The 21976-nt window shown below is 58.0% G+C and carries 13 protein-coding genes; 5 read left to right on the forward strand and 8 right to left on the reverse strand.

Going from position 1 to position 21976, the window contains the following annotated elements; translation table 11 throughout:
- Nucleotides 1-10: 10 nt before the first annotated feature.
- The 3 genes from G5B47_RS21260 to G5B47_RS21270 form a co-directional block, all read right to left on the reverse strand.
- Nucleotides 11-2488, reverse strand: coding sequence for a transcription initiation factor TFIID (locus G5B47_RS21260; protein WP_165102471.1), 2478 nt, complete (start codon nucleotides 2486-2488; stop codon nucleotides 11-13).
- Nucleotides 2489-2492: 4 nt separating this feature from the next.
- Nucleotides 2493-5882: a tubulin-like doman-containing protein gene (locus G5B47_RS21265; protein ID WP_165102474.1), complete on the reverse strand. Its 3390-nt coding sequence runs from the start codon at nucleotides 5880-5882 to the stop codon at nucleotides 2493-2495.
- Between the two features lie 77 nt (nucleotides 5883-5959).
- Entirely contained in the window at nucleotides 5960-7777 is a 1818-nt protein-coding gene (locus G5B47_RS21270; RefSeq protein ID WP_165102477.1) for a vWA domain-containing protein, read from the reverse strand.
- Nucleotides 7778-7982: 205 nt separating this feature from the next.
- Here G5B47_RS21270 and G5B47_RS21275 point away from each other — a divergent pair, with 205 nt between their 5' ends.
- Together G5B47_RS21275 and G5B47_RS21280 are read left to right on the forward strand one after the other, a co-directional pair.
- Nucleotides 7983-8135: a hypothetical protein gene (locus G5B47_RS21275; protein WP_165102480.1), complete on the forward strand. Its 153-nt coding sequence runs from the start codon at nucleotides 7983-7985 to the stop codon at nucleotides 8133-8135.
- Nucleotides 8128-9060, forward strand: a complete 933-nt coding sequence (locus G5B47_RS21280; RefSeq protein WP_165102483.1) for a hypothetical protein — start codon at nucleotides 8128-8130, stop codon at nucleotides 9058-9060. Before G5B47_RS21275 ends, G5B47_RS21280 begins: the two co-directional genes overlap by 8 nt.
- Before the next feature lie 121 nt (nucleotides 9061-9181).
- Here G5B47_RS21280 and G5B47_RS21285 read toward each other — a convergent pair whose 3' ends face one another.
- From G5B47_RS21285 to G5B47_RS21295, 3 genes are all read right to left on the reverse strand, one after another.
- Complete coding sequence (locus tag G5B47_RS21285; protein ID WP_165102486.1) at nucleotides 9182-10762, reverse strand: ATP-binding protein; 1581 nt, start codon at nucleotides 10760-10762, stop codon at nucleotides 9182-9184.
- A 23-nt stretch (nucleotides 10763-10785) separates the two neighbouring features.
- The gene (locus G5B47_RS21290; RefSeq protein ID WP_165102489.1) at nucleotides 10786-11139 is read right to left on the reverse strand and encodes a hypothetical protein; all 354 of its coding nucleotides are present in this window, start codon (nucleotides 11137-11139) and stop codon (nucleotides 10786-10788) included.
- A gap of 91 nt (nucleotides 11140-11230) precedes the next feature.
- On the reverse strand, nucleotides 11231-11620 hold the full coding sequence (locus tag G5B47_RS21295) for a (deoxy)nucleoside triphosphate pyrophosphohydrolase (RefSeq protein ID WP_328804616.1): 390 nt from the start codon (nucleotides 11618-11620) through the stop codon (nucleotides 11231-11233).
- Between the two features lie 253 nt (nucleotides 11621-11873).
- Here G5B47_RS21295 and G5B47_RS21300 point away from each other — a divergent pair, with 253 nt between their 5' ends.
- The 3 genes from G5B47_RS21300 (at nucleotide 11874) to G5B47_RS21310 (ending at nucleotide 14632) form a co-directional block, all read left to right on the forward strand.
- Nucleotides 11874-12362, forward strand: a complete 489-nt coding sequence (locus tag G5B47_RS21300; protein WP_165102494.1) for a hypothetical protein — start codon at nucleotides 11874-11876, stop codon at nucleotides 12360-12362.
- 199 nt (nucleotides 12363-12561) lie between these two features.
- Nucleotides 12562-14019, forward strand: coding sequence for an amidase family protein (locus tag G5B47_RS21305; RefSeq protein ID WP_165102497.1), 1458 nt, complete (start codon nucleotides 12562-12564; stop codon nucleotides 14017-14019).
- Between the two features lie 166 nt (nucleotides 14020-14185).
- A complete protein-coding gene (locus G5B47_RS21310; RefSeq protein ID WP_165102499.1) occupies nucleotides 14186-14632 on the forward strand; it encodes a DUF2269 family protein in 447 nt (148 codons plus the stop codon).
- Between the two features lie 113 nt (nucleotides 14633-14745).
- Here the strand turns inward: G5B47_RS21310 and G5B47_RS21315 are convergent, their stop codons facing one another.
- On the reverse strand, nucleotides 14746-15303 hold the full coding sequence (locus G5B47_RS21315; protein WP_165102502.1) for a DUF1273 domain-containing protein: 558 nt from the start codon (nucleotides 15301-15303) through the stop codon (nucleotides 14746-14748).
- Between the two features lie 183 nt (nucleotides 15304-15486).
- The gene (locus tag G5B47_RS21320; RefSeq protein WP_165102505.1) at nucleotides 15487-21750 is read right to left on the reverse strand and encodes a GH32 C-terminal domain-containing protein; all 6264 of its coding nucleotides are present in this window, start codon (nucleotides 21748-21750) and stop codon (nucleotides 15487-15489) included.
- Between the last annotated feature and the right edge of the window lie 226 nt (nucleotides 21751-21976).

Genomic DNA, 21976 nt, shown 5'->3' on the forward strand with positions numbered 1-21976 from the left:
CGGAAAGCCTCTAGCGCAGAGCGGGAAGCGACTCTTCATCCACGCCGTGCAGCTCGTAACCGTTCTTCATATAAGTCTCATAATAAATCCGGCCATTGCGGTAGTACAGCAGATCCTCCAGATGGAATCCGCCCATCAGATTCAGCTTCTCTACGCCGCTTCGCCGCCGCTCGTGCACAACGCCCAGCCGGTAAATGCGCGTCGTCTCGTCGGCCGAAAGCGCGTAACGCAGAAATTCCGAGCCGCTGTCGCCGAAGAAATATTTTTCCTCATGCCGGTGCTCCTGCGTGTACTCGAAGAGACGGACATGGATAGCCGCTTCCTCTTCCAGCGTCCGGTACAGGCGCCGGAACAGCTCTTCCTTCGATAATACCTCCCGGTTGTCGTACGCCGCCGCGACATTTGCCCGCCGCAGAAGCTCCTCCTCGAACGAAAGGGCGAAAGGCTCAGCAGTCAGAATCTCCCGCTCGCACACCCCGATCAGCCGCTCCAGCAGCGCCTCGCCCCCCCGGTCCAGCAGATCCGGAACGCTTCCCATATACCGCTCGCCCAGCAGGGCGCCGGGGCCGCGCCGGGACTCGATCTCGCCGATCACCTCATCCGTCACGGCGCGGAAATATTCCATAATGTTCCGGCCGATATCGCCTTCCGCCCGGCCGATGCTGTCCAGCACTGCCGCTTTAAGCTCCTCCTCCAGCCGCTCCATCGCCTTCACCCGCTTGACGCTCGCCGAATGCAGCGACTCCAGCGCGGCTTCGAGCCGAAGACACAGCGCAAGCTCGCTCTCCAGCAGCAGCAGTTCATACTTGGCGCCGTACACCTCAGCGAACAGATAGTGAATAAAGTTCCGGACTGTCCGCTTGTCCATAAGCGGCACCTTGGAGAAGGGCAGCCGGTCCACGCTATCCCCGTACAGCAGCTCCAGCTCCTCCCGCGATAAGGCAATCGCGGCTCTGAGCCCGGCCATATGTTGGCGGAGCCCATAAAGCACACTGCCGGCATCGTCACTGTCGGCGGTCCACTCCGCAAGCTGGAAGAACGTAACTCCCTCGCTTCCCCCTTCCGGAGCGGCGAGCAGCGGCTTCCACTCCCGCAGCGGGTCGGCGGCTTCCAGCCGCTTCGCTGCGGGCAATGCGAAATTACTGCTGAAGTAAGCTTCGCCGCCTCCGCCAAACAGCCGTTCCTCCGCTTCGCGCAGTGACAGCTTCTTAAGTTCACTGTAGGAAGGACGCCCATGACTCATCAGGCCGGTCATTTCGAGAATGCCCTCCTTGTCAGGAAGCAGCTTCTTGGCCCGCTCCCGCAGGCTGCCTTGGCTTAAGCCAAGCCGTTCCAGCCGTTCGCGCGGGCCGAGGCGGCTCTCGCCGGACATCTCCTCCGTGATCCGGCGGAAAGTATGGTACAGCACGGCCAGGGCGATCTGCCGGTTCGGCCGCTTGACGCCGGAGAAGCCGGCGGAAGCGTATCCCTGCCGGCCCGTGCTGCCCCTGATCCCGCTTTTGAACGCCATATTGTTATATCCGGCCTGTTCCCGGCTGTCGCCGGAGGGCCGCATCACGTTCTTCAGCAGACTGATGTGGGAAATGATTTCGTAATTGTCGTCCATTCCGCCCGCCGGCGACGTGCCGCGCTCATTCTTGTCCGACAGGACGTAGACAAGGTCGAACAGCGGCGCCGGACCGTGGCTGACCGGAATGGACAGTCCGTCCTCCGTCACGAGCAGCGGAGCGGTGCGTTCGTAATCCGGCGACTGCATGCCCTCCAGTTCGCGCAGGAAGGCCATTCCCGCCGAGCTGGACAGCCCGAAGCTCTCGGCCTGGTCCCGTTCGCTGATCAGCGTGAACAGATCGGTCTGCACCGATTTGAACGACTGGCCGAGCACGGCACGGGTCAGCAGCGTGATTTCCGGCAGCAGCACATTTAGCGGGTCGTCGACCCGTGTAATGACGGTGAGATGAATGACGTCAAAGGAAGAGTACAGCCTGCCGTAATCCGCCATGCTGTCCGTCAAGCGCCGAAGCGCGGTGTTCATCTCCGCGAGATAACGCTGTTCCCCTTGGAACTCAAGGAACAGGTCCCGGCGGACCGTACGGGGATCGCGCCCTTCGGTCCGGGGAAGGATCATCGTCCGGAGCCGGTCTGTCGGCCCGCCGGACAAGAGCGGCGCCGAAGCCCCGCTTCGGGAGGAAATCCCGGAAGCGGGGCTCTCGGATGCGAAGCCGCCGGACGCCGGTTCACCTTGCGGGACGGCGGATTGCTCCGCCTTCCCGCCTTCGGGAACGGCGTGCAGCGCCATAACGCCGCCGGCGTTGTCCCATTTGCGGCGGCAGCTGTCTAGCACGGGGCCTATAGCGGGCGCGGCCTTCTCGCCTACGAACAGAAACAGGGCGGGGTAATGGATGCTGCTGCGCCCGTCCCCCTGATCCTGCAGCCGGTCCTCACGGGCGGCGTACTCCGCCGCATAACGCATTGCCAGCGATCTGATCATAGGCCTATTTCAACTTTCTGCGGATGCTGCCAAGCTTTCCGGTCATGCCTTTGTAGAAGGCGTACATCTCGTCGCCATCGGCATGCTCCACCCGCTCGTATTCGAGGCTGTCCCGCGCCTCCAGGACGCTCACATACAGGCTATCCAGCTTGTAGAGCAGCGGAGACACATCCTCGGACGCGGTCAATTCCGCGGCGCGGCGCGCGCTTTTGCGCAGCAGCACGCTGCGGCTCTTCTCGTCCAGCGCCCGGAAATGGCGGTAGACCGCGTATTCCACATAGCTGCGTTCCTTCATCAGGTTGGCGAACGGCTCCCAGCTCTCCTCTTCCTCGTCCTTGTCGTACACGAACAGCGCGCCCTTCTTCACGATCGTATCCGTGTACAGAGCCTCCAGGAACTGATCCATCCATTTTTCTTCGTCCAGATACTGGCGGAGCACCGCGTTCAGCTCTTCCGCTTTGGCGGTGAGCGCTTCGTATTTTACCAGCTCCTCGCGCAACCTTGCTGTAAGCTGCGGCGTACGGATCAGATTCTCCTGCGCCAGCTCTCGGTTGATGCTGCCGAAAATATCCTTCACGCCCTCGCGCTCCAGCCCGTTCTCACGGAGCCTCCCCAGCTCGTCGGCGGCTTTCTTCACCTCGCCCAGATTCGGGCGCGGCGCTTCCAGTTGAAGATCGTATCCGCGCAGGAACGCGTCAATATCGAAGGGCTTTGTGAACACGACCGAATAGCGGTTGCTGGTGTTCTCGTCCAGACCTTTTTCCGTAATGACTCCGGCCTCCAGCGCCTTGGCAAATTCTCCGCGCACCCTTGCGTTGTACTCCTTGACTCTGGCGTTGCTGTACGTGTCGCCCCAGGACTGCTCCGGAATCGGCGACGGCAGATACGTCCAGTTATTCTTTTCGGTCTGCACCAGATGGCGACCGATGCCTTCCTTGTCCAGAATGGTCCGCTCATAGTTTTCTTCATACACCCGCAGCGGCGTATAGACGAACAGCGGCACCCCGTTGCGCGTATTCAGCCAGAAAATCCGGTTCTTGACCTCGCTCTCCTTAACCGTGAACTGCGATTTGCCGAGCGCGTTATTCTGGTAGTTGCGGATGCCCTTCAGGATGCCCGGCGCCTTCACCGGCACCGACACGAAGCCCCACGAAGGGAAGTGCAGGCTGCCCGAGCTGTTGCTCAGGTGGAAGACCGGCACGGCTTCCTCGTCAAGCTTTCCGGCGATCGTACGTTCCACAAGCTTGTCGAGCGGCTCTTCGCTGCCGTATTTCATCACGAGAAAATCCTCCATCGACCGGGTGATCAAATCCCCGAACTTGTCGCTGAGGAATTCGGAAATGGAGCGGACGACGTCAATCTCCTGTTCTCTGACCCAGCGGCTGGAATTCCGCAGCATTTCCCGGGAAAAGTCGCGGATCAGGTCGTCGCCGTCTTTTTGATCCATAATCTTCGAGATCGTCTGCGAAATGTCCGGCACGCTTACAATGTTCCAGTAATACGTCTTGTTGCCCCTGTGATCCGTCTGTTCTTCGCCGCTTGTGAGAATATGCCCGTTCTTGGCGAAGATTGAGCTCAGCGCGTTCAAAATTTCCGTAAACACGCCGTAAATCCGGCTGTTCTCGTCGTTCAGCAGCTCGAACAGATCCTCATAGAACTCAATCATCCGCTCCGTCCGGTCTACATCGGCATGCAGCCAGTATTCGTTGATTTTCGCGTCGATATAGGCGTTCTTCTTCTTTTCCTTCGAGACAAAAGCGCTTCGCGCATCGCCCAGCTTATCCTCCGCCGCTTCCCGGGCCGTCTCGATATCGCGCGGCAGACGCAGCAGATTCTCCCGCAGCGCTTCAATGTAGGACCGGATCAGCTTCAGGAGGCAGAAGCCTTTTTCCGTAAAGATCAGCCGCGACACATAGAACGGCCCCTGCTCGGGATGCAGGAACGTCCGCTCCATCTCTTCGCCAAACCGTCCGACGATTTCGCCCGGGAGCTGCTTTCTTACCTTGATGTACTCTTCTCTTGCGCGCGAAAGGAAGCTCTGCTCAAGCTCGGTGTCCATATCGACGACCTGATGTTTGATGACGTTGGAATGGCTCAGGCGCTCGCTGTTCTCAAAGCCTGGCAGCGGCTCCGGCACACGTGCTTCAAAAGCTTTGATCATGCTCTCCAGATCGATCCCGAGCTTGCGGGCTATTTTCTCGACATCCTCCTGGCCCGGCGCCTGATGGAACATTTTCTCCATTTTGTCGAAGAGGCGGTATGCCAGGTAAGTCGTCATTTCTTCAATCGGCAGCACCGCCGAAGACGCCCCGATAATGTTGTATTCGTAGTTGGCGGGGTAGCTCTTGTGCATCTGCGCGATGTTCGTGCGGATGTTGCTGATGTAGTCGTGGATGGCGAACTCCTCGCCCGACTGCTTCTCCTCGCTCGCCATAAAGTTCGTAATGTTCTCGGCCGTCACGTTCATGCAGTAGTCATATGCGTTCTCCAGCAGCTTGCCCTCGGTGTTCGTCGCCGAAATAAGGTGGCACAGATTGAACGGAGGAAGCGGCGAATTGACGGTCAAAATATTGCCGTACTGCTGGCGGAAACGCTCGCCCCGGCTGTCCACGTTCATCCAGTAGTCCAGCTCCTTGAGCGCTGCGTATCCGTTCTTGCGGATGTATTCGCGGGTATGCTCGCTGAGGCTCTTGTTCGACAGGTTCACGTCGGGCGTGAACAAATACCCGAGCGTGTTGACCCGGTCGATTCCGGCGGAGCCGTAGTCCCGCTCGATGATGCCGCGCACGATGTAGGCGATGTCGAGAAAAGCGCCGCTTCCCGTGCCGCCGGACAATCCGGTCAGCAGGAAGACCATGAGCTTTTTGTTCGTGCCGACAGACAAAGTCTTGATCTTCTTGTCGATCGCGCCCACGACCTGGTTGATCTTCGTGAACAACAGCAGCCGTCCCGCCTGACGCACCCCGGCTGCGCCGTTCATGCCGTCCGTAATGCTGAGCTCGGGCGACAGCCATTCCGTAATGTAAGGATCGAGAATGCTGCGGTTCTGCAGCAGCCCGCCGATCTCGGCGTTGGCCAGCAGCACGAATTCGTTCTGCGGGTCAAGGCCGATGCCTTTGTACTTCTTGCCGCGGTCCTGTTCGTTCGTCTCGAAAGCGAGGAACTCGACATTGTCCGGCTTATCCCGCTTCTTCTTGGAAATCGGGTCTTCCGGCAGCTTGAAGCGGCGGTTGATCTGGTATTTCAGCCGAAGCAGGGCATCGATGCCCGTGCCGCCGAGACCGATAATAAGAATCGGATTGTCGATCGTGTCGACTCTGATTTTGTCGCTGACGATGCCTCCGCCAAGCGATACGTCAAGCTGCTGAATATGTTCTCTTACGACCGGTTTCATGGTTATCCCCCTAAAAGTTATACGATGATATACTTCCTCGCATTATTTCAGTAAAACTCGCTTCGGAAGCATACGCCTTATACCAAATACTCCAGCATAATCGTCTTGTCTACGCTGCTGAGCGGAACCGAGACGCGGTCTCCGCTCTTCAGCTCCAGTCCCCGGGCGGTGTCGACCGCACGGCCCGATTTCTCGACCGCAATCCCGTCGCCGCCGCGAAGCTGCAGCCGGTCATTGCTGCCCGGCGTGAAGACCAGCTTCTCGCTTTCTTTAAGCTCAGGGGCAAGCTGCAGCAGCTGGTGCAGGTTGAACTTGCCTCTGAAGCCCGTCAGCTTCTTGTACTGCGGATACGTCTTCTCGCCGGTATTTCCGTCAATCACCTCGATCACGAGCTGTCCGACGAAACCGCGGCTTGCTTTCTTCCACAGCATCCAGATGACGAAGGCGGCGGCCAGAACCAGCAGCGCTCCGGCAATAACCAGAATCAGCGTCCACGGAGTGCCTTTGTCCTGTGCTTCACTTCCGGCTCCGGCGGGCGCCTGGGCGGCCGAACCTCCCGCATTGATCTGTACAGCATTGCTCTCGCGGTAGAAGCTTCTCTCTTCGGCCCGGATTTTCAGCTCATAGTTATGGCTGTCCTTCACCTCAAAGCTGCCTTTAAACTCGCCGCTTGAATTGTCCAGCGGAAGCTCCGCGGTCTTTCCGGTGTCAAGGTCGGTCGCAAGCAGCGTCGCCTTCATGTTCTTGTACAGCTCCGCTTCCTGTACCTGCGCGCCGCCCGTATACAGGCGGGCGGCGATGCCGATCTTGTCGCCTTTCTTGTATGTCTTGGACGCCGGAACGTCCATTTTAAGCTCCATGTCATAATTGAAAATCAGATTGATATCGATTTTATCCTTCGGCACGCCCTTGATCTGAAGCTTCCAGTCGCCTTCCTTCGGGGACAGCAGCTTCAGCAGGCTGTACGTCGAGGACTTGGACAGCAGCACATTGCTCGATGGAATCGCCACGCTCGCCCCCGACGGGTCGGTCAGCTTCGCCGTTACCGGCTCCCGGGACATAATGGAAATGTTCGCTTCCAGGACGCTGGCGTTCGGAACGTTCACCGTCACCTCCTGATAGCTGCCGTTCGCCGTAATCGACTGCACCGGGACGACCTTCAGTTTCAGATGGTCGGCAAAAATTTCACTCAAAATATCGGGCAAATCATCCGCGGTATCGGTAGCGAACGCCTTGCCGCCCGTCTGGTCGGACAGCTTCGCGAGACTGGCCTTGTTCAGCTTGCCGTTCGCGTTCAGACCAATCGTGTAAATCGGATATCCGTTCTTCTTGGCCGTCTCCACAGCCGTGCCGAGCATTTTGTCCGACTCGCTCTGCGTCCGGCCGGACGCTTCGTTCAGATCGTTGTTGCCGTCGGCAAGGAGCACGATCATCGGCTCGTGGGCAGGGTCGCTGCCGTTCTGCAGCACCTTGACCGCTTCATTGACGCCCACGGCAATATCGGTGTAGGCGCCTTTATCCAGGCCATCGATAAAAGCCTTCAAATCCTGTTTGTCAGAGGCCGAGTTAATGGTCAGCAGCGCCTTCTCCCGCTGCACCTCATCGGTGTAAGCGACGACCCCAACCTTGTCTCCCTTTGCGGACAGCATATCTATGAACATCTTCATCGCCTCGCCGGCGATGTTGCTCTTGTCGCTCGTCTTCATGGAATTGCTGACATCAAGCACCAGAACGGCGTCGATCTGCGACGACGCTCCCGGAGAAGAGGACGGAGCAGCGGATACCGGAACCGCCGCGAACGGTCCGGCCGCGAGGCTCAGCGCCAGCAGCAGCGCGGGAAGGCACCGGGCAAAAAACGATAAAACCTTTCTATTTTGAACATCGTTACGAAGCATGACTATAACTCCTCTTATGATTTGATAGGGCGGCGGGAAAGACCGATCAGGACAGCTAAATTCTGTCAATAGCCTGCCATTATGATATAATTAAACCCTGTAAACTTCAACTTAAGGAACGCTGAGCGAGCGGCAGCGGGCGGCGCCCGTCAGCCTTTTTCGAACAATGTTCGAAGACAACCGTTCTCCAGGAAAGGACAGCTCCATGATTTCATACGTTATACTTGGAATTACGTTTCTTTATACCGTTATTCGAGTTCTCGGCTACTTCCTCCGGGGACGCAAGCCGGTTAGCCGGGAAGAGATCGACGAGCGGCTGCTGGCCGCGCTGAACGGAGGCGACCGCACCCATGGCTAAGAAAAAACCGGTCGTCCTCCGCCCCTTCAACGCCCCGCGCTATTCCTTCGACAAGCTGCACGTCTGCAAACGCTGCGGCACGTTCACCGCTTTGTCCGGAGAACGCTGCAAGCACTGCGGCAGGGCCGCCTTGGTCACCGTGGAAGGCCGGGCGGCTTCGCTTGCCGGACGCCGCATGGCGGCCGCGCTGCTGGCCGGCGCCCTGCTGACGCTTGCCTCGGCCTATTTCGCAGCCAGCGGCGCGCAGCTTGCGCTGTGCCTGTCCGGCGGGCTCGTCCTGCTGCTGGCGCTCGTCGCCGCCCAGCGCAAGTCGCGGGCGACCGAGAACCTGCGCGCGCTGGACGAGCTGCTTGGCCGGCATATCGGCGCGATCAGGCAAGGCCTTGAGAGCAACCGGCAGGAGGCCGTGTCCGTGCTGCGGGAGAACGATACGCTCGCTTACGAGAAGCTGCGCGAAATCGCCGTGCTGCTTCGCGGCGACCGCATCGCCAGGCAGCGCGTCGCCCTGCTGCACGGCTTCCGGCTGCGCAAGGACATGGATCTGGAAATGGAGCAGCTGCTGCTGAAGGATTTCGAGCCGCTGCTCGCGGAGTACATCGGCGAGGTTGCGAGATTGCGGCGGGATCTGATCAAGGACCGCACCCTGCGCTATGTCCAGCGGTATGAAGCGCAAATTCTTGAAATGAAGGACGGCGCCTCGCTTCTCGCCGCGGTGGCCGGATCGGCGGTGCGCATGAAGCGCTACGCCCTGCTCTACTCCGCCTTCATCGGCCGATACGCCCATCTGCTGCCCCGCGACCGTTTCCTCCGGCTGCATCAATTGATCTGCGCTTATCCGCATGAGGCCTGGAACGGCCTCGATGTCCGGGCGAAGGAAATCCGGGCGGCCAAGTACCGCTGGGACCCTGATTTTGGACAGGTTTAGCATTTGAGGCGCCAGGGACAGGAGAAGCTACTCTATTTGACGATCGAAATTCGGCGAAACCTGCGAGAATATATGAATTTTTGAAGAAAAGTGCGGAGTTATGTTTTTGCGAGAGGTGAATTTATGCGGGCAATCTCTTGAACTTGACTGTAAAGGTCGTGCCGGCCGGTCCCGTAACGACGTCGATTTTAGCGCCATGCTTGTCGGCAACATTGAAGCAGACGGCCAAGCCAAGGCCTGAGCCGCTTTCTTTGGTCGTGAAGAACGGTTTCCAGATATGCTCAATTTGATCGGAAGGAATTCCTTTGCCGTTATCCTCCACAGACAGTACGATGCTGTCATCTTCCGTATAGGTTCTGATGATTAAATGCCCTTCCGGAGGCATGGCCTCCAGCCCGTTCCGGACCATATTCAAAATGAGCTGGCGGATCAGCTTTTCGTCCATAAGCATGAGCGGGACCGGACCAAGCTCGGCGGTTACCGTCTTGCCCGCAACCGTCGCGTCCGCTTGAATCAGAGGAAGGATTTTTTCAATCAGCGCGTTCAGCTCGTTAGATTTCATATCGATTCTTTGATTTTTGGCCAGCCCTAGAAATTCGGAGATAATGGAATTCGCCCGGTCCAGTTCCTCGATCATGACGTCGAGATAGGGTGATTTTTCAACTGCCGTTTTCCTCATAAGCTGAAGGAACCCGCGTACCGTAGTCAACGGATTTCTTACCTCATGGCCGATTCCCGCCGCCATTTCGCCTATCAGATGAAGCTGGTCGAGCCGCACCATTTCCTTCTCGTACTCCTTGTGCTCCGTAAGGTCGCTGAAGACGGCCAGCATGCCGGGGGTTTGGTTGATATCGACGGAAACGGCATTGCACAGACAGATCTTCATTTGACCGGAGGCATCGGAAAAAGACACTTCCATATGGCTCTTATGTAAAGCCTTCATGGAGGCGTCCAAAATCGGTTTGATCAGTGAATCCGGACGCTGCCGCTCGGCCCAATGCCGGTTAAACAGCTCTTCCCGGCTGATGTCCAGCAAAGCTAACAGCGCGTCATTGCACGCAATGATCTGCTGCGTCTCCAGGGAAAGGACAAGCACAGGACTTGGAATGACCGAGAAAATGGTGGCCAATTGCTCCTCGGAATGTTTGAGCTCCTTGTTTTTTTGGGCCAGCTCCCGGTTCTTGCGCTTCAGCTCCGAAATCAGCAGAACGCGATCCAGCACGATGGACGCCTGACTGCAAACCGTCTGCAAAATATCCAATTCCAGATCGGAAAAAAATAAACGTTTACGTGAACCAAAGGACAGCGTGCCCACAAATTTCCCATAAGAAATCAGCGGATGGCTGACGTATGATTTAAGGCCGAACCCCTTGATCAGCCAGGCTCTCGGATCACTTGAACACTGAACGTCCTCAATGATGATCCGGGAACGCCGCGTGGCCGCTTCTCCGCAGACCGAGTCATCCAGGCTTAGCCACTCGATCGGCACATGTTCACCCGGGCCAATGCCGTGATAATTCATCAAATGGAGCCGCTGCGTCTCTTCGTCAAAAATATAATTAAAATAAACATCCAGATCCAAATGGACGGACAGTCTATTGAATACATTATCCAGAAGCTTCTTGGGGTCTTCATTCAAGATGAATTCCCGCCCCGCTTCCGACAAGACAATGAGCTTAAAATTTTGTTCGTCCGTAGTCATCTTGAGTCCCCTCCCAAACCGGTCTATTTCCTTCTCCGTTTCCGAAAAAAAGAACCGATCGCATTCCCCGCCAGCGAGATCACGCCGTAGGCCGCCGAATAGACAAAACCGGTGACTTGGCCTTCAAACACCGTCAGCACCGAAAGCGTAAACAAAAGAACCGGCAGAAGCGCCGCCAGCGGAAGAAACCCTGCCCGATAACCAAGCTCTCCCGATAAAATAAAGACCGCCGCCGGACAGATCATCACCAGCAGCATGACCATCCTGCCCAGATCCTCCATCGTTCCCGGATGGCTCCGATAATACAGAGGCAGCACAAAAAACAAAACAGCATAGATGGCGATGTGGAACAGCATTCTATAGCCTGTCTTCTGCAAATTCCCACTCCTTATTGGTATTCTTTCCTATATCTATCATACCGTCTGCGGACGGCAAATTATATAACAAAAAGAACATTCTTACAGGCTTTCATCGTCCGCCGGGTTCCAGACCCAGCTTCCGCACAAACGGAAGATCGGCGGGGGCAAAAAGAAACCGGTCCAGCTCCCCCGGATGCTCCCAGCGGCAGTCGTCATGATCCGTCAGGACGATCTCGCCTCCCCAGTATTCCGCCTTCCAGGCGATCAGCCGGATAATCAAGCCTTCGCCGTAGCGGTGCTCGTTAACGCCAAAATAGGCATATGGCATAATGTCAATGCCCATCTCTTCCCTCAATTCCCGCCGCAGGCAGGCGCAGGCATCTTCGCCTTCTTCGATCTTGCCGCCGGGAAATTCCCACAGTCCCGCCTGGGACTTGCCTTCCCTGCGGCGCGCAATCAGCACTTTGCCTTCCGAATTATAAATAATGGCCGCCGCCACTGGAATCAATATAGCCACCTCCGTCATGTTATAAATGGAATATAACGCCGCATACTGTTATTATCCAGTGGATGATATCGCTAATTCAAATCTATTTTTCCACATTATCCACATTTTACACTACGGATATGGGGATAAAGCTCCCTAGGCGGCGCGAAGCCCCGGGGCATGCTATAATCAGAAAGCGAAAGCCGGGGATAAACGCTACTGCCAAGTCCCGGCCGAACCGATTCGATCAACGGAGGCTGACCGCATGCTTACTTTTCAACAAAAAATCGAGATTCTAGACTCCTACCCGCAGCTTCAGCGTAAAGACGTTTCTTTGGGAAGGGTTAACTACCATTATGAAGGAAGCCAGCACGACAAAAAAACGGTCGCGTTTCATCTTCACCCGAACGGCAACGGTTATGTATACGCAGGCCTGCTCAAGGGGTACCCCACCGACGACAAGGGCCTTGTCAACATCCGTGATTTCACGGAGGACGAACTGCGGCGCCTGCTGGACGCCTCCATCGCTTCGCTTTCCGAGCCTTTGCCCGAAGCGGCGCCGTCAGCCAAGAAGCGCAAGCGGCTTGCGGCCGAGACGAACTGGGTGAACGCCAAAGGCGAGAAGCTTACGCTTAAAGCCGAGGACGATCTGTGGTATCTCTATTCGGGCCTCAGTCTGGAAATGGCCTTTGAAACGCCTGACGAAGCGAGAGAATATTTGGCGGAAGAAGGCTTTTCGCAGATACAGGATTAGCTTCTCTTGTCCGGGGCTTTACGTCTTGAAAAAGCGGAAGCGGCCAGTGGCCTTGGATAGGGCCGGGCGGCTTCCGCTTTATTTTTTTGCCGAGCGCTGCTTCCTCAGCAAAAAAAACGAAGTCAGACTATGAAGTCAAGCCAAACTGGCTTATATTAAATTTGAAGGCGATTACATAACAGGAAGAAGCGTGCGAAGGATGGCATTTGAAATTGTGGAGACGACGATTACGAAGATTCAGGCAGCGCTGGACTCCGGCGAAATTACATCCAGACAGCTCGTTCTGATGTACCTTGAACGCATCGCGGATCATGACAAGAACGGGCTGACGGTAAACTCGGTGATTGAGATTAATCCGGACGCTCTGTTTATCGCGGATGCCATGGATACGGAGCGCGCAAGGCTCGGCGCCCGGGGGCCGCTCCATGGCGTGCCCGTCATGCTCAAGGACAACATCAACACGGGGGATAAAATGCGTACGAGCGCCGGGTCGCTTGCGCTTACGGATTCTTTTGCCGGGGAAGACGCCTTTATAGTGTCCCGGCTGCGGAAAGCGGGAGCGGTGATCCTTGGCAAGACGAACATGACCGAGTTTGCCAACTTCATGACCATGGGCATGCCGTCCGGATACAGCTCGCGTGGCGGGCAGACGCTGAACCCATACAATATTTCGAAGCCGACGGGAGGCTCAAGCTCAGGCTCCGCCGTGGCCGTCGCCTGCAATTTCTGCGCGGTCTCCGTCGGAACGGAAACCTCCGGCTCGATCCTCAACCCCGCCAGCCTCGGCTCCATTGTCGGCATCAAGCCTACGGTCGGGCTGCTCAGCCGCTCCGGCATCCTGCCGCTGTCCAACTCGCAGGATACGGCCGGACCGATGGCAAGAACAGTTCCCGACGCGGTGCTGCTGCTGAATGCCATGCTTGGCGAGGACGAAACGGATGCCGCCATGGGCGCATCGCTCGGGAGAACCCACGGGGATTACACCGAATTTTTGGACGGAAACGGCCTTCAGGGCGCAAGAATCGGCATTCCGCGCGATTACTATTTCGAGGAAGTCGGCGAAGACCGGATTGCGCTGTATGAGGCGGCCGTCCAGCTGATGAAGGACCACGGGGCGGTGATCGTCGATCCCGCAAATGTTCCGACGGCGCGTGAGGTCCGCTATTCCACGGTTCTGCTGAACGAGTTCAAAAATTCGCTGAACGCCTACCTGGCGAAGCTCGGTCCGGGCGCGCCCATGCGCACGCTGAAAGACATCATCGCCTTCAACCACGCCCATCCGATGGAAACGCTCCGCTATGGCCAATCGACGCTGCTTGACGCTGAGTACAGAACCTCCGGCGCTTTGACGGAGCCGCAGTATCTCCGCGACAGGGCGGCCGACCTCAGGCTGTGCAAGGAAGAGGGCATCGACGCCGTCATGCGGGAGCACCGCTTGGACGCCCTGCTGTTCCCCGCCGATTTCGGCTCAAGAATTATGGCCCGGGCGGGATACCCGTCGATTGTCGTGCCCGCCGGTTACACGCCGGACGGCGAGCCCTTCGGCGTGACGTTTGCGGGTATGGCTTACGCCGAGCCGACGCTGATCAGGCTGGCTTACGCGTTCGAGCGGCACTCCAAAGCCCGCAAGCCGCCGTCGCTGCGCAGCTTTATCTAATTATAGGCGATGAGGGAGACACAGGTCCGAATAGGCCTGCATCTCCCTCTCTTTTCGTTGAAAAAAAATTTCCCCAAACCGCGATACATGTGACAATTTCCCTAGCCTTTGACTATATAATAGCCAACAGGTTGACATTTCCATCTGTTAATGGGGGGAGTAGGGAATGTACATTTATGTGCTGTTTGTCCACATTGCCGCCGCGGTTATGGGGCTGGGTGCGGCCTTTGCTTTTCCTCTTATCGCCAAAAGCGCAAGAACGGTCAGTCAGGCCAAGTTTGTCCTGTCCATGCTGAAAAGGGTGGAAATCCTCCCGAAGATCGGCAGCATCCTGCTGCTGCTAACGGGCATTGGCATGGCGATTCTGGAACCCTCGTTGTTTAAAGCAGGCTGGTTTATCGCCTCCATCGCCATCTACCTCGCCGTTCAGGTGATCGTTGCGGGCATTCTCCCGAGGCAGATGAACAAGCAGCTCCAAATCCTCCATGCAGAGAACGGGGAGCGCCTGCCGGAATCGTATAAGCGGCTGTCGAAGCTCTCGGCGAGATGGGAAAAGGTCACCCACGCCGCCGCGTTTATTCTTATTGTGCTGATGGTATTCAAGCCTTTCTGACGAGGTTGCCGGGCGGCTGGCTACAGGGCGAATCCGGTCATGGGGGAGCTACTTTGGCGGCTCTCTTTTTTGTATGGGTTCCCGGTGGCAACCTCCATATGTCTGAACCGGATTTAATCGTACTGCGACTGATTGTCCTCATCCGCCATGCTTTGGATCTCGTCCATCGAAATCGTGAGCAGCGGGTATCCCGTCTCTTCCTGCAGCTTTGCCGCTTTTTCTTTAAGATATTTCGGACTCCCCTCCGCCGCCTCTTCATCGTATACCAGCAGCAGGCCGTCGCTTTTGCGCATCAGCAGCTCGTCCCTCGCCCGGAACTGCCAGCTTCCTTCATAAGGACGGTTGCTGACCGCTCCGTAATAATCCGCCGCCGCCGCAATCCGGCGAAATTCCTCCTGCTTCTCTTCCTTCCACCTTTCCTCCGGGGCGGCATGAGCCGCGATAATGCCCAGCTTCAGGCCGGGGTATTCTGCTTTAAGCTCAAGCGCAGTTTCGCATGCCCATAGGTCAACGCCGTACTGTCCCGGGGTGATGATCCATTCCAGGCCCTCTTCCAGCAGCGGGAGCATACGGGATGCGAGCGCTTTTTTGATATAGGGAATACCGGGGTGCTTATTGTCAAAAATACCGAGTTCATGCGCACGGTAGCCGGTAACGAGCAGTGTTTTCATGTCGTACCTCTTTCCTGTTTCCAATAGGTCTTTCCATTATACCAGCCGCCACCACACTCTGCCCGTCTTCGGGAATAAAGGAACCGTCCCGCCGTACTCTCCCATCCCACGCAAAAAAAGCGGAGTGTCCGCAAGGTTCCACGAACCCTGCGGACATGCTCCGCTCAAGCGCTAGGCGCCATTTCAGTCAATCCAGCCGTTTGCCTGAAGCACGCGGTGAATCAAGGCGGCCGCTTCCGCTCTTGTCAGCGTATCCTTCGGTCTCAGCTCGCTGGTGCCGTCTCCCAGGACTATGCCGCTTTCAATAAGATAGGCTGCGGCAGCCGAAGCCCATGGAGACAGCTCGCCGCGGTCCCGGTAAGCAGACAGGCTATCCGCCTTCTTAGCGGGGTCAGCCTGAGGATGACCGCCCTTGATCAGGGAGATGGCGTTGTAGACGATCACCATAGCCTGCTCCCTGCTCACCTCGCTGCCGCCGTCAAAGACGCCGCCGGGATAGCCGGTAACGAGCCCGTATTGATGCGCAAGCTCCGCCGGGCCGTATGCCCACGAGGACGCTGGGATATCGCTGAAGGCGGGGGAAGCGATCTCCCTGCCCATTAGCCCCAGGCTTCGGACGGAGAGCGCCGCCAGTTCCGAACGCGTAACCTTGCGATCCGGCGCAAACTGGCCGCTGCCGTCGCCCGCGAGCATCAGGCGGTCCGCCAGGTCTTGCGCGATGCCCTGAACCCAGTGCCCCGGGGTGTCGGAGAAGGACGTTCTGCCGCCGAGCAGCGCGTACGTCCGGTAACCGGCCGCCTCGTGGATCACGGCGTACCGGGTGTTATCCACGGTCCTAAGCGCAGCCGGGACCGCGAACAGCTGTCCTCCATCCTGAACCGAAACGGCGGCAATTCCATCCTTCGTTCCCCCCTGTTCCGCCGGAAGCGGCAGGAGCAGCTCCGCCGGAGCATTCAAGGGCGCTGACACATTTTTGTCCTTGTAGCTTAGCGTCAGCTTCACCGTCAGCGGATCGGCCAGCAACCGATAGCCCTGACCGGCGGCGGTCTTCTCCGCGCTTGCGGCGTCTCCGCTCCGCTGAATGGACAGGCGCACTCCGATGTCCTCCGCCTTCACATTGCCGCCCAGCTCCTTGATCGCATCGCTTAGCGATACCGGCGGCAGCGTCAAGGTAAGCTCCGGCGTGCCGATAGTGAGGCGGCTGCCGCCTTGAAGCAGCCCGTTCCACTCGGCGGCCGACAAGCCGCTTACCACAACGTCCTGCTTCACGCCGACTTTGATCTGAAGATCGGCCGCCTTGCCGTCGGCCAGCTGTTTCAGCGCGCCGCCGTCAAGCGTGATCGCCAGCGCCGATCCGCCTCCCTGCTCCGTCTTGGCAGCGGTGAAGAAGGCTGCCGAAGCCTGATTGACGGTGCCCGTCACGGCATCCCCCGGCTGAAGAGAAGCCGAGGGCGTCTGGGCCGGAGCGGGCGCCGGTTCTGGCGCCGGGGTCGGCTGTGCCGGCGACGCGGACGGCTCATCCGACGCCGACGCGGACGGCGCGGCCGACGGGGCGGCCGATGGTGCCGCCGATGGTGCGGCCGATGGTGCCGCCGACGGAGCAGCCGACGGCAGCGGCTCAGGCTCGCCGCCTCCGGCCTCCACTTTCACGGCGCGCCATTTCTGCCGGTCGGAGCCGTCGACGGCGCCAAGCGTCACCGTTCCATCCTCCCGGGCTTCCAGCGCCCGGTCCGGCTGGAATTTGGACAGAATCGTCAGCGTTCCGTCCGGGTTCCCATTCACCAGCCACCGCTGATTGTCATAGCCGAGATAAGCGTACAATTGAACCTTATTCGCCCCCGTATCCCAGTCGAGCGATTTGCCGCTTCCCCCTGTCCGGATCGTGTAGGCGTTATTTTTGATCGGGTAATAGCTCCAGTATTGATTGACCGATTCCTGTTCAGGCGCCGTTCTGAGCATTGCGAGGGAACTTTGGCTGTCGGCCGCGAGCGCCGCTTTGGTACCCTCGTTTATGAAACGGTATAGCGTATCGTCCGCCTGTGTTGCCCCGGTTACATTGACATTCTGGTAATAGGCGTCCCCTCCGAATACATTTACGCCGAATGCGCCCTGAAGATAGGTGTCGTCATCGACGTCGATAATCTGCCGGCCGTCCAGCTCGATGGTAATTCGAGTGCCTGCGGCGGTGATTTTGACGTGATGCTTCACTCCCGTGGTCACGGCCATCGGCACTTTCGCCAGCACCTGCCGGTCCTGGAATTGGCCGTCCGCCATGTAGAACAGCCGCGCCGCCTTCAAATTGGGATCAAGGTTGAAGTAATAGGCGCTCGTACCGTCGGCGTTCGACCGGAACAGCATCGATCCGGCTCCCCCGGTGTCCGGGAGCATCATATCGGCTTCAAAGGTGAAGTCCGCCGCCCGATCCCCCGACATATAGTTGGAGTCGCTGTCAAAGGTTCCCCGGATACCCTCGGTTGTCACCGCCCAGCTGGAATTCGGCTTCCAGTTGTTCAGATTCGTATGGAATACTCCCACCGTCACTTGAATGACGGACGACAAGCTTCCATCAGACGTCTGTACGGTAACGGCCGCAGTCCCCGGCGCCACAGCCTTCAGCACGGCGCTGCCGGTACCGGTCGGCTCGGCCTTGACGACCGATTCGTCGCTGGAGGTCCAGGTCAGCTCCCGGGCAAGTTCATGCGGCATCACATTCGCGTAGATCTCCTTGGATTCCCCGGAGCCCAGCTCCAGCAGGCTGCTGTCCAGAATAATCCGGCCGGCCGAATCGCCAGGTTGAAACTCGCTGTTCCAAATATTTTTCAGCGGATATACCTTGATGGACTTCACCTTAACTGCGCCGCCCTTGGCGTAAAAGCTCATGCCACTCCGCGCCGCACCCGGGAAAATCACATCGGAGAACACCACCGTGCCGTCTGCCGCAAACACCTCGATGGAGGATTGGTCCACAAGAATGCGCAGCTTCAGCTTGGAATTTACCGCCGGCACATGGGCCTCATGCTGGGTGGAGAACTTGGATGAGAAATCGGTCCGTCCGGAAGCTGTGCGGTCAACGAATAATGTGCCTTCTCCGGTCCGGTAGCCGACAGCGGTCCGCTGTTCGCCGCCTTCCCGCAGGTAGAATCCGAATTCCGAAGCGGCCCCCGTGTCAGGCAGCTCAAGCTGGGCCTCGATTTCATAAGCATTGCCGAATGACGAGGCCAGAATATTGCCCGTATTCCCGGAGACGACTGTGCCTTCAACTGAGAATGGCGCGCCCCGCAGGGTTTCAAGCTCCGCAATCGGTGCCTGCGCCAGACGAAGGCCGTCCGCTGTCGTCTTCAGCGACAATTCGCGCGGCACCGTCAGTTCTCCCTTCCACGGAGAGGTCGGGAAGCTGAACGGATAGTCCCAGTTGGTCATCCAGGCCAAGGCGATCCGCCGTCCGTTCGGCTCGTTGGCGAAGGAAGTCGTAGCGTACATCTCTTTGCCGTAGTCGGTTCGCAGCACCGTTCCTGCCGGATTATCGTTTACGAATTTGCCCTCGGGCGTCAGGTCGCCGATGAAATACTCCGCGTCCGAGCCGTCCGTCTTCGGATTGGCGCCAGTGCTGAGCATCAGCACCCACTTCAAACTCGAGGCGTCGCCGTCCACCGGAAGCGGGAACAGATCGGGGCATTCCCACACTCCGCCTCTGATATAACTGCCGTAGCCAAAATTGTCAGTCAGCGTCCAGTCGATCAGATTCTCCGAGGTGAAGAAGCGGATGTGATCGCCGCCGGAAACGACCATGACCCAACGGTTATTCGCATCGTCCCGGACGACCTTCGGATCACGGAAATCCCAGTTCCCCGGTTCATTGGGGCTTACATAGCCCGGATTTTGGATAACCGCACCGTCCCCGTAATACTGCCAGGTGCGCCCCTTATCCTTACTGTAAGCCAGCCCGATTTTCTGGTTGCCGCCGGTCTTGTCGGGATTGAAGGATGTATAGTAGGCGATAAGGCCTTTGCCCCCGGAGCTCCCGAACAGCCCCGAGGCGTTCGTCTCGTCCGCAATCGCCGATCCCGACCAGATATGGCCCATGTCATTCCATTTCAGCGCAAGCGGCAGACGCCGCCAGTGAACGAGATCGGTGCTGACCGCATGGGCCCACTGTCCGCGGTCCTGATGAAACAGATGGTATTCTCCTTCAAAATACACCAGTCCGTTCGGATCGCTAACCGAGCCGCGGGCTGGAGTGTAATGATAGGCCGGACGGTAGCTTTCGTTGTAATATCCGCTTGACGGCGTCAGATAGACATTCTGGAAGTAGGCGCTGCCGCCTTTTACGGCCAGGCCGGTCAGACCTGAAGCATAGCCTGCGTCCTCGGCACTTGCTGCCGGTTGGGCGTAGCCGTCCACATAAACCGAGATTTCGGGTCCCGCGGCATGAATTTCAACATGGTGCTGCTTCCCGGCTGCCAGCGGAATATCCGAAGAGCTTGCCAGCACCTCCTGCCCTCCCGCTCCGGACTTGATCAGCTGTACCGTGCCGTTATCCGCATTCAATTCAAGCAAGTAGCCCTCCGAGCCGTCGGCGCTCGCCCTAAGCAGCAGTCCCGCTTCGGCGGAAGGAGTATCCGGAGCGATGGTAACGTCACCCTCCAGCACGAAGTCGTTCGCCTGCACCTGGGAAAGATGCCTGGACCACTGCTCGCCCTGCGCCGTTCCCTTCATACCCCGAAGATCCTTCGTCCAGGACGTCTCCGCGACCGTCAGACCTTCTATATTCGTAAGCAGATCACTCACTTCAATATTCTGAAACACCGCCGTTCCCGCCGCGCGAAGGCCAAGGCCCCCATTTACGGAATACAGCTCCGTTTCAGCGCTGATTATGGGATCGTATTTGCCGTTCCAATAGACATGAATTCGGTTACCTTCTGCTTTAACCTTTACATGGTAGCTGACATCCGGGAGGACCGCGATGCTCTTCTCGATCCACAGGCGGTCCGCCTGTCCGCTGCTCGCATCGGCCAGGCGGATTTTGCCGGCTTTGCCATCGACCTGAACCAGCAGCGCCTTCCGCCCTTCTGCATCCGAGCGCAGAAGAAGGGAGCCAGACGAATCGGCGGATTTCAGCGTAATATCGCTCTCATAAGTGAAGTCGCTGGCGTAGGTATCCGACATGACCGTTGCAGCTCCCGCTCCGGACAGCTGAAGGCCTTCCGGGCTTGAGAAAACGCTTCCAAATCCTCGCTGCGTCCATCCCGTCAGATTGCTGCTAACGCCAAACATGTCAATCAGCTGCGGATCGCCGATCGGGCCGGCATAGATATTCTGGAACACGGCTGCGCTGTTCCAGACATGCATGCCGAAATAACCGCCGGTGTAGGCGGAATCGCTCACCTGAATCAGAGGTTCGCTTTCGCCGTTCCAGTACACCTTCAGCGAATCGCCGTCAGCCGTTACCTTGAGGTGGTACGTCTGCCCGGCTTCCAGCGGGACGCTCTCCGCTTTCAGCACCCGGTCGCCGTCCGCATCCTTCAGCTTCAGGATGTCCGCTCCCGGATCAAGCTGCGCCATATACGAGCCCCAGCCATTATCGTTCGAGCGGAAGACGAGCGACACGCCCCCGCTGTTCTGGAGCAGCGTTACGTCCGCTTCGTAGCTGAAGCTTTCTCCCTGCTCGGCGGACAGCGCGAAGCCGTTCTCGGAAGATGACAGCCTCAATCCGTCAGCCGTCTCCTCAATGTTCCCTTTGTCCTTCGCCGCCCAGCCGCTCAGGTTGCTGTTCACCGTTCCCGGCCTCGTCTCCGTGTTGATGACCTGCATATCAATATTCTGGAACACCGCCGCGCTGTTCCAGACATGCATACCGAAATACCCGCCGGTATAAGCAGAGTCGCTTACCTGAATCAGCGGCTCGCTTCCCCCGTTCCAATACACCTTTAGCGACGCGCCCTCCGCTGTTACCTTTAGGTGGTACGTCTGCCCGGCTTCCAGCGGCACACTCTCCGCCTTCAGCAGCCGGTCGCCGTTCGCATCCTTCAGTCTGAGAATGTCCGCGCCCGGATCAAGCTGCGCCATATACGAGCCCCAGCCGCTGTCGTTCGAGCGGAAGACGAGCGACACGACCCCGCTGTCCTGAAGCAGCGTTACGTCCGCTTCGTAGCTAAAGCTTTCTCCCTGCTCGGCGGACAGCGCGAAGCCGTTCTCCGAGGACGACAGCTTCAGGCCATCCGCCGTCTCCTCAATGCTCCCTTTGTCTCTTGACGTCCACCCGCTTAAGTTGCTGATCACACCACTTGTTGAAGCGCTCTCAGAAATGTTTTCCCCATACGTAACGTCTGTTACCGACGCCGCCGACGCCACCGAATAGGAACCCGGGAATATAACCGTTCCCAGCAGCAGTACGGCAACCCACGCGTTTAACCAGACTTTCCCCCGAAGCTTCTTCCCTCTTCCCAACGCATTCACTCCCATTCTTGATATCATGTAAGCGCTGTCCATTACTGCTGAAGAAAAGCGACCCAAGTTTCAGGCCGCTTTTTCCTCTATATAAGCCGAACTTGAATTTTTTACATCAGATATCAGTCGTAACTACGAGGAATGTTTGGACTTCCGGCCGCTGTTGTCACCAGATTTCTTAATTAAAACCGCTATTCGCGGATGAAATCTGGTGACAAAGGCGATC

The sequence above is a fragment of the Paenibacillus apii genome (assembly GCF_011043685.1).
Classification (GTDB): Bacteria; Bacillota; Bacilli; order Paenibacillales; family Paenibacillaceae; genus Paenibacillus_AQ; species Paenibacillus_AQ sabinae.

Excerpts from the sequence above, each read along its gene's own strand:
- G5B47_RS21270 (WP_165102477.1), bottom strand. The coding sequence starts at position 7,777 with ATGCTTCGTAACGATGTTCAAAATAGAAAGGTTTTATCGTTTTTTGCC.
- G5B47_RS21285 (WP_165102486.1), bottom strand. The coding sequence starts at position 10,762 with ATGACTACGGACGAACAAAATTTTAAGCTCATTGTCTTGTCGGAAGCG.
- G5B47_RS21305 (WP_165102497.1), top strand. The coding sequence starts at position 12,562 with ATGGCATTTGAAATTGTGGAGACGACGATTACGAAGATTCAGGCAGCG.
- G5B47_RS21300 (WP_165102494.1), top strand. The coding sequence starts at position 11,874 with ATGCTTACTTTTCAACAAAAAATCGAGATTCTAGACTCCTACCCGCAG.
- G5B47_RS21265 (WP_165102474.1), bottom strand. The coding sequence starts at position 5,882 with ATGAAACCGGTCGTAAGAGAACATATTCAGCAGCTTGACGTATCGCTT.
- G5B47_RS21260 (WP_165102471.1), bottom strand. The coding sequence starts at position 2,488 with ATGATCAGATCGCTGGCAATGCGTTATGCGGCGGAGTACGCCGCCCGT.
- G5B47_RS21280 (WP_165102483.1), top strand. The coding sequence starts at position 8,128 with ATGGCTAAGAAAAAACCGGTCGTCCTCCGCCCCTTCAACGCCCCGCGC.
- G5B47_RS21275 (WP_165102480.1), top strand. The coding sequence starts at position 7,983 with ATGATTTCATACGTTATACTTGGAATTACGTTTCTTTATACCGTTATT.
- G5B47_RS21310 (WP_165102499.1), top strand. The coding sequence starts at position 14,186 with ATGTACATTTATGTGCTGTTTGTCCACATTGCCGCCGCGGTTATGGGG.
- G5B47_RS21315 (WP_165102502.1), bottom strand. The coding sequence starts at position 15,303 with ATGAAAACACTGCTCGTTACCGGCTACCGTGCGCATGAACTCGGTATT.